This window comes from Pseudonocardia sp. 73-21 (genome assembly GCF_001899645.1).
Lineage (GTDB): Bacteria > Actinomycetota > Actinomycetes > Mycobacteriales > Pseudonocardiaceae > Pseudonocardia.
In genome coordinates, this window is sequence record NZ_MKVV01000044.1 from 139023 (window position 1) to 150681 (window position 11659).

Annotated in this window: 22 protein-coding genes; 2 read left to right on the forward strand and 20 right to left on the reverse strand. The window is 71.7% G+C overall.

Features of this window, described 5'->3' with window-relative positions; genetic code table 11:
- Positions 1-5: 5 nt before the first annotated feature.
- The 19 genes from BGP03_RS13140 to BGP03_RS13230 all read right to left on the reverse strand — a co-directional run bounded on the left by BGP03_RS13140 (position 6) and on the right by BGP03_RS13230 (position 8791).
- Entirely contained in the window at positions 6-941 is a 936-nt protein-coding gene (locus BGP03_RS13140) for a recombinase RecT (RefSeq protein WP_298799933.1), read from the reverse strand.
- Complete coding sequence (locus BGP03_RS13145) at positions 938-1837, reverse strand: lambda-exonuclease family protein (protein WP_298799932.1); 900 nt, start codon at positions 1835-1837, stop codon at positions 938-940. The genes BGP03_RS13140 and BGP03_RS13145 overlap by 4 nt, the downstream gene beginning before the upstream one ends.
- Entirely contained in the window at positions 1834-2052 is a 219-nt protein-coding gene (locus tag BGP03_RS13150; RefSeq protein WP_298799931.1) for a hypothetical protein, read from the reverse strand. Before BGP03_RS13150 ends, BGP03_RS13145 begins: the two co-directional genes overlap by 4 nt.
- Entirely contained in the window at positions 2052-2228 is a 177-nt protein-coding gene (locus BGP03_RS13155) for a hypothetical protein (RefSeq protein WP_298799930.1), read from the reverse strand. Before BGP03_RS13155 ends, BGP03_RS13150 begins: the two co-directional genes overlap by 1 nt.
- Entirely contained in the window at positions 2225-2587 is a 363-nt protein-coding gene (locus BGP03_RS13160) for a DUF3846 domain-containing protein (protein ID WP_298799929.1), read from the reverse strand. Before BGP03_RS13160 ends, BGP03_RS13155 begins: the two co-directional genes overlap by 4 nt.
- Complete coding sequence (locus BGP03_RS13165) at positions 2584-3015, reverse strand: hypothetical protein (RefSeq protein ID WP_298799928.1); 432 nt, start codon at positions 3013-3015, stop codon at positions 2584-2586. Before BGP03_RS13165 ends, BGP03_RS13160 begins: the two co-directional genes overlap by 4 nt.
- Positions 3015-3470 (reverse strand): hypothetical protein, encoded by a 456-nt coding sequence (locus BGP03_RS13170; protein ID WP_299736403.1) that lies wholly within the window; start codon positions 3468-3470, stop codon positions 3015-3017. The genes BGP03_RS13165 and BGP03_RS13170 overlap by 1 nt, the downstream gene beginning before the upstream one ends.
- A 7-nt stretch (positions 3471-3477) precedes the next feature.
- On the reverse strand, positions 3478-4620 hold the full coding sequence (locus tag BGP03_RS13175; RefSeq protein WP_299736405.1) for a DUF6745 domain-containing protein: 1143 nt from the start codon (positions 4618-4620) through the stop codon (positions 3478-3480).
- Positions 4617-4844: a hypothetical protein gene (locus tag BGP03_RS13180; protein ID WP_298798793.1), complete on the reverse strand. Its 228-nt coding sequence runs from the start codon at positions 4842-4844 to the stop codon at positions 4617-4619. The genes BGP03_RS13175 and BGP03_RS13180 overlap by 4 nt, the downstream gene beginning before the upstream one ends.
- Entirely contained in the window at positions 4841-5686 is an 846-nt protein-coding gene (locus BGP03_RS13185) for a hypothetical protein (protein WP_298798794.1), read from the reverse strand. Before BGP03_RS13185 ends, BGP03_RS13180 begins: the two co-directional genes overlap by 4 nt.
- A gap of 50 nt (positions 5687-5736) precedes the next feature.
- The gene (locus BGP03_RS13190) at positions 5737-6414 is read right to left on the reverse strand and encodes a hypothetical protein (RefSeq protein ID WP_298798795.1); all 678 of its coding nucleotides are present in this window, start codon (positions 6412-6414) and stop codon (positions 5737-5739) included.
- Positions 6411-6614, reverse strand: a complete 204-nt coding sequence (locus tag BGP03_RS13195; protein ID WP_298798796.1) for a hypothetical protein — start codon at positions 6612-6614, stop codon at positions 6411-6413. Before BGP03_RS13195 ends, BGP03_RS13190 begins: the two co-directional genes overlap by 4 nt.
- Positions 6611-6811, reverse strand: a complete 201-nt coding sequence (locus tag BGP03_RS13200; RefSeq protein WP_298798797.1) for a hypothetical protein — start codon at positions 6809-6811, stop codon at positions 6611-6613. The genes BGP03_RS13195 and BGP03_RS13200 overlap by 4 nt, the downstream gene beginning before the upstream one ends.
- Positions 6808-7074 (reverse strand): hypothetical protein, encoded by a 267-nt coding sequence (locus tag BGP03_RS13205; RefSeq protein WP_298798798.1) that lies wholly within the window; start codon positions 7072-7074, stop codon positions 6808-6810. Before BGP03_RS13205 ends, BGP03_RS13200 begins: the two co-directional genes overlap by 4 nt.
- Positions 7075-7136: 62 nt before the next feature.
- The gene (locus BGP03_RS13210) at positions 7137-7451 is read right to left on the reverse strand and encodes a hypothetical protein (protein WP_298798800.1); all 315 of its coding nucleotides are present in this window, start codon (positions 7449-7451) and stop codon (positions 7137-7139) included.
- Positions 7448-7690, reverse strand: coding sequence for a hypothetical protein (locus tag BGP03_RS13215; protein WP_298798802.1), 243 nt, complete (start codon positions 7688-7690; stop codon positions 7448-7450). Before BGP03_RS13215 ends, BGP03_RS13210 begins: the two co-directional genes overlap by 4 nt.
- Positions 7691-7830: 140 nt before the next feature.
- Complete coding sequence (locus BGP03_RS13220; protein ID WP_298798804.1) at positions 7831-7953, reverse strand: hypothetical protein; 123 nt, start codon at positions 7951-7953, stop codon at positions 7831-7833.
- On the reverse strand, positions 7950-8588 hold the full coding sequence (locus BGP03_RS13225) for a hypothetical protein (protein WP_298798806.1): 639 nt from the start codon (positions 8586-8588) through the stop codon (positions 7950-7952). Before BGP03_RS13225 ends, BGP03_RS13220 begins: the two co-directional genes overlap by 4 nt.
- Entirely contained in the window at positions 8585-8791 is a 207-nt protein-coding gene (locus BGP03_RS13230) for a hypothetical protein (RefSeq protein WP_298798808.1), read from the reverse strand. The genes BGP03_RS13225 and BGP03_RS13230 overlap by 4 nt, the downstream gene beginning before the upstream one ends.
- Positions 8792-8897: 106 nt before the next feature.
- Between BGP03_RS13230 and BGP03_RS13235 the strand changes: the two genes are divergently transcribed.
- Positions 8898-9236 (forward strand): helix-turn-helix transcriptional regulator, encoded by a 339-nt coding sequence (locus BGP03_RS13235; protein WP_298798810.1) that lies wholly within the window; start codon positions 8898-8900, stop codon positions 9234-9236.
- 25 nt (positions 9237-9261) lie between these two features.
- Positions 9262-9936 (forward strand): response regulator transcription factor, encoded by a 675-nt coding sequence (locus BGP03_RS13240; protein ID WP_296373420.1) that lies wholly within the window; start codon positions 9262-9264, stop codon positions 9934-9936.
- Here BGP03_RS13240 and BGP03_RS13245 read toward each other — a convergent pair.
- Positions 9912-11549 carry a HAMP domain-containing sensor histidine kinase gene (locus tag BGP03_RS13245; RefSeq protein ID WP_296373422.1) on the reverse strand — a complete coding sequence of 546 codons (1638 nt, stop codon included), beginning with the start codon at positions 11547-11549 and terminating at the stop codon, positions 9912-9914. The two genes, BGP03_RS13240 and BGP03_RS13245, sit on opposite strands and share 25 nt — an antisense overlap.
- Positions 11550-11659 lie beyond the last annotated feature (110 nt).

An 11659-nucleotide genomic window follows, 5' to 3' on the forward strand; every position in this document is an offset into this window, starting at 1 on the left:
GGAGATCACGACTCGCCTGCCGTGTCGCCCTCGGCCGCGGCGAGCTCGGCCTCCATCTCCAGCTGCTCCCGGGCGCGGGCCTCGTCCTCGGTCTCGACCAGCTCCCCGTCGAGGACGTCCTCCCCAACCTCGGGCAGGTCCGACACGTCGATCGGCCGCTCGTCGGCGGGCAACTGCGGCGCCGCGAACGGCTGCTCGCCGGCCACGTCGCGGGCGTCGCGCATCTGCTGACGCCGGTACTCAGCCGACGTCGGCACCCACTTCGCGAGCTGCCGCACCGCCGACTTCAGCCACATCGCGTCCGGGTTCGTCGTCCATGGGCTATAGGGCGAGTCGGCGCCGGTCGCGGACTTCTTGATCCGTGCGATCGCGGACCGGTTGAGCACCACGACCTTCGACGTGGCGCCGTCCTTCATCACGGCGTACGCGTAGACGAGGCGCAGGTCGCCGCGGTTGTCGGAGTCCCAGTCGATGAAGTGCCGGGGCCGCTCGTCGACGCCGGGCTGGTAGTCGAACCGGTCGCCCGTGTACACGACCTCGGCGACGACCGAGGCGACAGCACCGGCGCGGTACATCAGCTCGATGTGGCCCTGGTAGCCGACGATCCCGAGGATCTCCAGCTTCCCCTTCACCTTCCGCGGGGTGAGGTAGTACTGCTCGGTGCCGGGCTCCAGGCCCAGCCGGGCAGCGTCGAGCAGGGAGGCCAGGAACACGGCCGGGTTGTTGCCGGCCGCGACCTCCAGCTCGGTGCGCCCGGAGCGGTCGCCGTCGTACTTCTTGCCGCGCTTGAGCGCACCCTGGGCGACGCGCACCCACTGCTCGGGCTTCACGTGTGACGGCAGGACGGCGCCGAAGTCGGGGGCGTACTGGGCGACCATGGCGCGGGGGCCGGTGTCGCGTGTGGCGACGGCCTTGCTGGCGGCGTCGGTGACGGTGCTCATGCTGCGGTGGCCTTCCTGGCGGGCTTGGCGGGTCGGAGGTGGGGCGGTGCACCGTCGGCGCCGGGGACGCGCATGGCGACCTTCTGGCCGTCGCACCACGCCTCCCTGGCGGTGCCCATGGCGTCGGCGAGCAGCGCGGCGGCTTCGGTCTTGGCGGCCTTCACGGCCTTCTCGGTGGCGCACGCGCTGATGTAGGCGGTGGCGATCTCGGCGGGCACGTCGACTGCGGTGCCGTCGATGTCGGGGTGCAGCTCCTTCACCGTCTGGTAGGTGGCGGAGTGGCTGTCGATGCTGGGCCGGGGGCCGTCGTCGAGGCTGGCGATGAACTTCTCGGCCTCGGTGCGCATGAACCGGGCTTCGTCGGGGGCGGCTGTGATCTGGTACTCGCGGTAGTCGCTGCCGCCGATCAACACGGCGACGTGGCACAGCTCCAGGCCGAGGCAGTCGAGGTACCAGAGGCACTGGGCCCGGTAGTGGACGGGGATCTCGTCGGTGCTGTCCGAGCCCCAGTCGTCGGGCATCCGCGCGGTCTTGCCCTCATAGATCGCGCACGGCTTGCGGCCGCGGCGGCTGGGGTAGAGCAGCCGGTCGGGGGCGGCTGTCTGGTAGTCGCGCTCGGCGTGGACGAACGCCGGCGTGGTGCGCACCGACAGCTCGGGGTGCAGCTCGGCGAAGCGGGCGGCCACGACGTCCTCGAGGAGCGTGCCCCACCGCATGGGCTCGGTCAGCTCGACAGGCCCGACGTCGCCACGCTTGCGGTGCCACAGGCTGAACGGGGACTCGTAGGGGCTGATGCCGAGGACGGCGGCGATCTCGCTGCCACCGATGCGCCGTCGGCGGGCAGCGGCCCACTCGTCGGTGCCGGGGACCAGCCGGCCGATCGGGAGGGCGGTCATCGGACGGGCCACGCGGCATCGAGCCGGTCGCACATCTCGTCGCCGTGCCCGTCGGGGGCGATCGCGATGATGACGGCACGGTGCGCGGTCAGTGAATCGACGAGGTTCGCCCGGTCGTGGGCGAGCCACTTCAGTGCTCCGACGATGAGGTCGCGGTCGGTGTCGTCGCCGATGTCGGCGGCGATGCTGAGTGCCTGCGTTGATCCGTAGATCATCAGTCGCACCCCCAGCCCAAGACGGTCCGTTCGTAGCGGTTCTGCGCGCGGTCGGCGAGGTCCTGGTCGTAGAACGGGTACTCGCGCTCGTCCTCGGCGGCGTCGATGGCCTGCTCGTCGCGGGCGTCCTGGGCGCGGGCTTCCCCGGCCTGGAGCCAGGTCTTCGTCGTGCTCATCGGGCCAGCTCCTGCATCAGCCGGGCGGCATCCTCCGCGGGCAGGGAGCCGGTCTCACCGTCGGCCGTCGTGCGTCCGGTGATGACGACGTTCCCGCGGATCGACCATCCGTCGGTGCGGTGCAGGAGCCGGTCGATGCGGGGGTTGCTCGGTCGGGGTGGGGCGCTGATGGCGCCTTCTTCGTCGACCCACAGCGAGCAGCGGGGCCCGGTGACGTGCTCGATGTAGTTGCAGTTGATGTGGCGGCGGAGGTCGGCCAGCCCGTCGTCTCCGTTGTCGGCGATGACGATGTCGCGGATGGGCTGGTCGAGGGCGGCGGGCACGAGCAGGGCGCGGTAGCCCGCGGTAGTGGCGGTCATCGAAGTCTCCAGGGCAGGAACCGGCGCCGACGAGCGGGCGCGGGCGGGGTGGGTGTGAGCTGCACGAGCCGCCGCACGAGCGCGGTGTCGTCGAGCCACACGTGCGGGTCGAGCGCGCGCAGGTAGGCGGTCTCGTCGCCGAACTCGCGGTCGGAGAGACCGCCGCGGCGGTAGAGCCGTCCGAGGGTGTCGAGCTGCCGGGTGTGGAAGAACTCGGCGTGCGCGCGCAGGTAGGCGAGGGTGCGGCGCCGGTGGTCGGGGCTCATGTCGTCGAGCCGGATCCGGACGAGCTGGCCGCCGTCGCTCCAGGTGGCCCAGTGGTCGGCTTGGTGGAGGAGGTGGGCGAAGCCGGGCTCGGCGAGTGGGGCACCGCCCCGGCCGGCCGCATTGCTGCGGCCAGCCGAGGCGACGGAGGCGTGAGCGGTCACTAGTCGGCGACCATGCGGATCTCGTCGGCCTGCTCGCGCTGCCGCCGGATCTCGTAGGTGCCGGCGCCGATCGCGTTGGCGCCGTGCTCCTCGGTGTGGACCATGTAGGCAGTCGCGCCGTCCGGGACGGTGAGCGTGCCGAGCAGCAGCCCGGAGCGGCCCCCGTCGTCGGACGCGTCCCAGTAGCAGCCGGGCCCGTCGAAGCTGTGCAGGCTGTGGGTGTTCCCGCCCGCCGACTCCGCGCGGACGACGAGCGCGCCGGCCGCGGGGATCGCGGTGGTGGCGGCGGGCCGGTTCGGGCGGAACAGGACGATGAGGTCGCCCTGGGCCTGCGCGCAGCCGGTGAGGACGGGAACGTCGACCTGGGCGTCGAGGACGCCGAGGGTGTCGACGCCGGCGCGGTCGAGGATGTTGCCGAGCGTGGTCATGTGGATCTCCTTGTCGGTGGCGTGCATGAGGTGGTCAGGTGCGGCGGGCGAGGCCCGCGTACTCGGCGGGCGACACGTCGTAGGTCCAGGCCGCCGCGGCAACGGGGTCGGGGATGTCGGCGGGGACGGTGAGTCCGAACCGGCGGATGGTGCCGTCGCGGTCCGCGGATCCGTTGGTGCACAGCAGGACCCGGACGGGCTCGTCGTAGATGGCGGCAGGCACGTCGTAGAGCGCGAGCTCGCGGCCCGGGTTGCCCGGGTCTGGGACGTTGTCTTCGACCTGGGCGAGGCCGGCGTCGACGACGAACCGGTCCCAGCCGCGCTTCTCGATGGCGCACCGGCGGATCTCCGCGTTGGGCTCCTTCAGGATCCGGTCGGGTGCCCACCCGTCACCGGTGACGAGGTCGGCGGGGACGCGGACGCCGTGCCACCAGTGCCCGGCGTAGCCGTCGGCGTAGGCGAGCGCGGGCCCGGTCTCGCAGTGCAGCCGGGCCTGCTGGTCCCGCTCGATGACGGTGGGGCGGTCGGTGAGGATGGCGGCGCCACGCGTCGGCCACCACCAGCCGGTCTGCCAGATCGCGGCGGTTATGGCCTCTAGGCGGGGTGACGGCTCGATGGCGGCGACGTCGAGGGCCCGGGTGTAGAGCGTGGCCCAGTAGGCGTCCCACCAGGGCGACAGGCTGCTGTAGATGTCGTTCGCCATCGCGTCCCCGAGCTGGCCCCAGAGCTGGTCCCGGAGCTGGTCCCCGAGCTGGTCCCAGAGCTGGTCCCAGAGCTGGCCCCGGAGCTGGTCCCCGAGCTGGTCCCGGAGCTGGTCCCCGAGCTGGTCCCAGAGCTGGTCCCGGAGCTGGTCCCCGAGCTGGCCCCGGAGCTGGTCCCCGAGCTGGTCCCAGAGCTGGCCCCGGAGCTGGCCCCAGAGCTGGCCCGGCGCCTTCGCTCCGGGCTTGAACAGGTGCTCGCGAAGCACGGTGCTGGCGAACACGCCGCCGAGCGGCGAGTCCATCCAGATCGTCAGCGGTGGTACCTCGAGGCCGGCGGCGCGGTAGGCCTCGTGGACGGCTGCTTCGGCGGCGGGGCGGTCGCAGCGTTCGGTGGAGAGCGCAGTGGTCATCCAGCCGTCGCGGAGCTTGTCGGTTGCGGCGCGCTGCTCGGCCGACATGGTTCCGGCGTAGGTCATTGGGATGCTCCACTGGCTCGGAGGATGCGGACGGTCTTGCAGGGCCACTCGGCGCCGTCTTCGGCGCAGATGCCGTCGGCGTGGTGGTGGAGGGCGGAGATTCCGGCGACGAGGGTGTGGCGTGCGGCGAAGACGTCGATGCAGCGTTCCTCGGAGAAGTGGAGGGGGAAGACGGCTTCGTCGGTGAACACGTTGCGGCGGACGGGGTCGAACAGGATGGTCACGGCTGGACCACCACCGGCAGGGGCTCGGTGATCTGGGCGTCCCACTGGTCGATGTCCCAGCCGGGGTCGCCGGGCTGCGGGGTGTCCAGGCCAGCGAAGTCGCCGTCTTGGAGAGACATCTCTGCTCCTCGTGCCTCGTACTGCAGGTTCAGGAAGTAGCGGGCGACGGCGCACGGCAGGACCTCGTTGCGCTTCCGCAGGTTGCATCGCGGGCATGCGGTGTCGACGTTCTCGGGGACGTCGCCGGGGTTGACCACGCCGAACACGTCAAGAGCCGCCTCGTCCGCAGCCAGCGGAATCAGGTGGTCGAAGTGGATCGTCGAGTCGGCCGCCAGAGCTGCGCGGCAGAGCCAGCAGGACGCGACACCTCGAAGTGCGACGCCGCGGGCGAGGATCTCTGCGGTTCGCCACGGCCTGGTCGGTAGAGCCAGCTTCCGGGCTCGACGCCTTGCCTTCGCCGCCCGCGCGGCCTGCCGTCCGGCCTCGGACCTGTTGTACGACTGATCCTGGATGCGGATGCGTTCGAGGTTCCGCAGCCGGTAGTCGCGCTTCGCGGTCGGGTTGGCCATGCGGCGCTGCCTCATGTACTCGCGCCGACGATCAGCGTTGCGGGCAGCGGACTCGCGCCCAACGCGACGGACCTGCTCGCGGTTCTGGCTGCGGTAGAGCGCGCTTCGCGTAAGCTCCGACTCGCGGTTCTGTGCGTACCGTTCCCGGTCGAGCCGCCGGCTGCGTTCGCCGGTGATCAGCCGGTACTGCCGCGCTCGCTCGACGTTCTGTAGGCGGTAGGCGCGGTTGCAGTCCTTGCACCTGGGCTGCAGCCCGTCGCTGTTCCGGGTCATCCGACTGAACGCGTCAGCAGGTCGCGCCAGTCGGCACCCCGTGCAGACCTTCACGACTCGAACCGCTCGATGACAGGGCCGTACTGCTCTTCGACGTAGCCGCGACTGCGTGGGGGGCTCGTGCGGCGGATGTATGAGCCGCCGACCGTGGGCCACCACTCGTCCTCGTGGCGGTCCGCGAGCAAGGGCTGGGCCGCAACGGGCTCGCGGTCGCCGAGCGCGCCGACGGCGGCCAGCTGCTCGGCGACGTGGCGGGCGTACTCGTCCGGGCCGGGCCAGTACCGCGAGCCGTTGTATGCGGTGATCAGCTCTCGGCCCCATCCGCAGCGGCAGCTGGCGCGAGGCCCGTGCGGGTCCAGGATGTGCGCCCGCAGCGTGGTGGCCGCGCCCTCGATGGCCGCCGTCCGGTCGCGCTGCCCGATCTCGTCGCCGTGCCGCTCGGCGGCGGCCACGGTGGCGGCGTCACGGGAACGCTCGACGTGCTGACGTGTGTTCGCCAGCTCCATGCGGAGCCGCGCGATGGTGCCGCGCTGCTCCCCGATCGTGGCCGACGCCCGCCCGTACATGCGCCGGAAGTGCCGGGCGGCCTGCCCTTCCTCGGACACCCGGACCTCCATCCACAGGTCCTCGGGTGTGGGGGTGGCGCGGAGCCGCTCGACGAGGGCACGGGAGCCGGCGAGCTGTCCGCTCAGCAGGTTGATGCGCCTGCGCATCTTCGCCTTCTTCACGACGCCACCTGCTCGCAGACCAGGCGCACCGCGTCGTCGGGTACGCGGTTCAGCACGCGCCAGCCGTCGAAGTCGGCCCAGTGCATCGGCACCGTCGCCACCGTGAGGTCGATCAGGCCGTGCCGGGCATCCTCGCCATCGCGGGCGTTCATCTGGTCGGCCAGCGACGCCGACCAGTAAAGGACCGGGGGCAGCGTCATGACCGCACCCCGTCCGACGGGAGCCGGCCACCGGGCGCGTCGTAGCGGGCACGGGCCTCCTCGACGACGTCGGGGAACGCGCGGGTCAGCGCCAGCAGGTTCGCCGTGTCGGCCTTCATGACCGCCGCCATGATCAGCGCGTCGAACGGGACGTCGGGCAGCTTCGTCGCGACCGTGTAGTCGTAGAGGCCGCTCATCGCCCACCGCCGAGGAGCTTCGCCAGCAGCGACGTCCCCGGCGCGGGCATCCGCACCCCCGGCGACGGCGGCCGGGGTCGCAGCACCACCCCGGTGATGGCGATGGCATGGACCTCGCCGCGCCGCTCACCGAGGCGGTGGCGGGGGGTCTTGCGGCGCGAGCAGTACTGCTCGGCGATGGAGGCGAGCTGGGCGACGTCGAGGACGGCTGGCAGTTCGGCGGTGGGTGTGGCGTTGAAGCTGTCACCATAGGTGGTGGTCACGAGGGTTGCTCCTCTTGATCGGGCGGGGCCGGGCGCGGTGGTGGCGACCGGTCCCGCTGCTGTTACTGGGGGGTTTGGGTGGGGCTCTGTGGCGGGCCGGTGAGGTACCAGGCCATGGCGGCGAGGACGGCCCAGCCGGACAGCCACAGTGGGCCGCTGCCGGTAATGAGCACGGCGACGGAGATGGTGATGACGAGGGCGCCGAGCGGGTAGCCGACGCGGTCGGGGTTCGCGGGGTAGAGCAGCCGGTCGGGCAGGGTGCGGCGCCGGACGCCGGCGGCCTGGTCGCGGCAGGGCCCGCACACCGACGCTGTCCCGGCGGGATGCCGGTCGGCGTGGATCTGCTGGGCGCGCGTCTCCAGCTCGTCGTCGGTCACGTCGAGCCCGGATCGACCGCGATGAAGAACGGCAGCCGGTAGAAGCGGCCCGGGTAGCCGATGTTCAGCGTCTTCGCGTTGAGCAGGCGGATGAACTCGTGGCGCTGGGCTTCGTTGAGGTGCTGGAAGTAGAACTTCGCCTCGCCGGTGGCGAGCACGACGTACGCCTTGTAGTTCTTGTCGGTGGGGCCGACCTGGGCGCCGTCGCTGATCGCGGCCATGAAGTCGTCAGGCGGCATGGACCCGCACCAGGTGCAGCCGAGCGGCTGGGACACGAGGCCGTGGCTGGGCTCGTAATGATCGGGCCCGGGGAACGCCTTGTGGACGGCCGCGGTCGCTGGCGTCTCGGGCCGTCGGGGGCACATGAACTCGGGGGCGCTCATCGGGGGCGCCGCTGTTCGGCGTGCTTGATGACGCGGCCGATGATCAGGCTGACGACGATGGACGCGGCGAGCCACAGGGTGGCGGCGCCGAGGATGAGCAGGTCGGCCAGGTCGATCACGACGCAACCTCCGACGACCCGGTCAGTCGCTCGTGCGCGGCCAGCCACGTGACGCTGAGGTCGTCACCGGCGGCCGCGATCAGGTCGTCGAGGTAGGCGCGACGACGGTCGTCGTGTGCGGCGAACCGGGCCGTGATCTCCGCCTGCTGGCGCGCGTAGTCGTCCAGCTCCTTGAGCGTCGTGGTGACGGGCTCGAAGTCGGAGAGCGGGAACAGCGCGCCCTGATCGCCGACGATGTCGATGAGTGCACGGGCGTGGTCGCGCTTGCGCTCGTCGTCGGTGCGGTGGTCGGCGAGGGGCTCACCGTCGGGCGTCTCGTAGGTAGGGAAGTTCGCGGAGCGGAGCCCGCTCCAGTCCTCGAATTCGGCACACGCGTGCAGAATCTGGGCCTCGGTGGAGTAGGCGCGGGCGCACTGGAGGCGGTAGCGGATCTCGCGCTCGGACAGCTTCAGTCCGGCCGCTTCGGCGGCCTTGATGAGTTCGGCGGCGCGGCCGGGCTTGAGCTGGGTACTGCCGGGCGCGAACGCTTCGGGGTCGCGGAGCAGTCGGAGGCCCCACGTCCAGCGTTCCCGGATGCCACCGGCGTCGGCCGACGCGATGGCCTTCTCTTGGCGGATGTACTGGGTGGTCTTCACGACGCGGCCCTGACAGGCGGCGCGGCGACGGACTCGCCGAGCCACGTGGCGATCGTTCGGTCGCTGACGTCGACGGCGCCGTTCGTCGCGTCGAGCAAGTCCATGGAGAGGCGGCGGTAGCTGCGGGGTCTGCGCTCGCGAAGCCAGTCCTCGACCGGCTGGTCAAGGAGATGGTCGGCGAGCGCCTGCTTCGGTGTGCGCATGGTGCGGCAGACTAGCAGTCTGAGAAGCTGGACGCGGAAGCTGGTTCTCTAGCCTATTCGGGTGGTCTACGCGAAGCCCCTTCCGAAATGACTTACGCTCAGTCTCGTGACCAGCGCAGAGACGACCCGCACCCTCGTGGCCGGACGCCTACTCGACGTCGACCGCGCAGCCAAGACCAACGACACCGTTCGTCGCACCGTGAAGGCCCTGCACGGGTTCTACGGCGTGCCGGTCGAGGAGCTGGCCCGCGCCGTCGGAATCTCCCGGGCCACAATGTTCACTCGACTCAACGGCAAAACCGACTTCAGCATCGGCGAGGTCGCCGTTCTGGCAGACCTATTCGAATGCTCCCTTGACGACTTACACAAGGGCACGCTCAACCTCCAGACCCCACCGGAGAACGGCCCCTACAGCCGCACGCGCCGCGCCGCTAGCGTTCATTAACTCGACGCGCCAGTACCGTGGACCCGTGCGCGTACTGCTGGTCGAGGACGAGGTTCCGCTCGCGGAGATGGTGCGCAAGGGGTTGGTCGCCGACGGACACACGGTGCAGGTGGTGCACGACGGCACCTCGGGCCTGTCCGCGGCCACCACCGGCGACCACGACGTCGTCGTCCTCGACATCATGCTTCCCGGCCTGTCGGGCTACCGGGTCCTGCAGCACCTGCGCGCCGCCCGGATCTGGACGCCGGTGCTCATGCTCACGGCCAAGGACGGCGAGTACGACGAGGCCGACGCGTTCGACCTCGGCGCCGACGACTACCTCACCAAGCCGTTCTCGTTCGTCGTCCTGCTGGCCCGCCTGCGCGCGCTGCTGCGCCGCTCGGGCGAGGCCCGCCCGACGGTGCTCAAGGTCGGCGGCCTCGAGCTCGACCCGGCGCGACACCGCGTCTTCCGCGACGGCACCGAGATCACGCTGACCCCGCGCGAGTTCGGCGTGCTGGAGCACCTCATGAGCCGCGCGGGCGAGGTCGTGACGAAGACCGACATCCTGCGCGCCGTCTGGGACGCCCACTACGAGGGCGAGGTCAACGTCGTGGAGGTCTACGTCGGCTACCTCCGCCGCAAGATCGACACCCCGTTCGGCACGCGCAGCATCGAGACGCTGCGCGGCGTGGGCTACCGGATGTCCGACCCGGCCTGAACCGACCCCGACGGGTCGGCGGGGACGGCGGGCATCCCCCACGGCGTGGTCGGCGGGTCGCGCCGGGCGTCGCGGTCGCGCACCGGCGCAGCGGCCGGGCGCGGGGCCGGTACCGGACGCGGGGACGGCGGGCGTGCGGACGGCGGGGCCGGGACCTGCGGGATCGGGCCGGACGGCAGGTTCTCCGACGCCGCGACGGCCGGCAGCCGCACCCGGAACAAGGCGCCGCCGCCGGGTGCGTCGTCGATCTCGACCGAGCCGTCGTGGGCCGCCACCACCTCGGCGACGATGGCCAGCCCCAGCCCGGAACCGCCGTCGGAGCGGGCGCGGGCGTCGTCGAGGCGGACGAAGCGCTCGAACACCCGGCCCCGGTCGGACAGCGGGACGCCGGGCCCGTCGTCGGACACCTCGACGACGGCGTCGCCCCCGTCGCGCCGCACCGTGACGAGCACCCGCGTGGACGCGTGGCGCCGCGCGTTGTCGACCAGGTTGCGGACGACCCGCGCGAGCTGCCCGCGGTCACCGATCACCCGCACGGGCTCGGCGTGCACCTCGGCCGGGACGCCGCCGGCGCCGGGGCGCACGCGTTCGGCGTCGGCCACGTCGTCGAGGTCGACCTCCTCGCGGCGGGGCTGCAGGCCGCGCTCGTCGGCGCGCGCGAGCAACAGCAGCGCGTCGACCAGGCGGTTGAGGCGCTCCGTCTCGCCCCGCAGCGCCACGACCGTGGCCGCGTCGGACTCCCGCGGGGACGAACCGTCCTGCATGAGCTCCAGGCCGGCGGCGATCGTGGCCAGCGGGCTGCGCAGCTCGTGGCTGGCGTCGGCCACGAACCGGCGCTGGACGCCCTGCGCGTCCTCGAGCCGGCCGAGCATCTCGTTCATGGTCTCGGCCAGCCGGCCGACCTCGTCGCGCGCCAGCGGCACGGGCACCCGTCTGCCCAGGTCCTTCTCGGTGAGCCGGGCGACCTGACGACGGATCGCCTCCACCGGCCGCAGCGCCCGGCCGGCGAACTCGTAGGTGGCGATGCCCGTGATGAGAATCAGGATCGGCACGCCCACCAGCAGGTAGAACAGCAGCGTGTCGCCGGCGCTCTGCGCCTGGTTCAGCGGCTCGGCGACGTAGATGTAGACGGGCAGGCCCAGGGTCTCACCGCCCCGGGCCACCAGCACCGTGGTGACGCTCGTGCCGTTGGGTCGTGAGATCACGAAGTTGTCGTTGACGATGACCTGCCCCTCGGCGGGGCGCAGGTCCGAGATCGGGTCGCTGCGGGAGGCGTTGTTGTAGCCCTCGACCGTGAGGACCGGCGTGGACGGGTCCTCGGTGTAGTCCACGACCAGCTGGACGATGTCGTTGCCCGACCGCGAGATCGTGTCCACGGCGAAGAACGCGTTCTTGTTCGGGGCCCCGTTGTCGTTGTCGTGGACGCGGTCGGCGAGCTGCTGGGCCTGCTGCCGGGCGGAGGCGACCACCCCCTCCCGCAGGGAGCTGCTCACGAAGAACACCAGCGCGGCGCCGCCGATGATCAGGGCGACGGCCACCACCAGGGCAGCGGACAGCGCGGACGCCGCGCGCACGCCGATGCGTGTGCGCAACCACCGGGGGGACTTCGCCACGTGACGAGGGTATCCGTCGAGGCCTGTGACCAGCCTGAGCGCAGTAGGCTTGTCCGAATGGCGGCCACGGCGGGAGCCGGCACCGGCCGGCGGCAGCAGATTCTCACTGT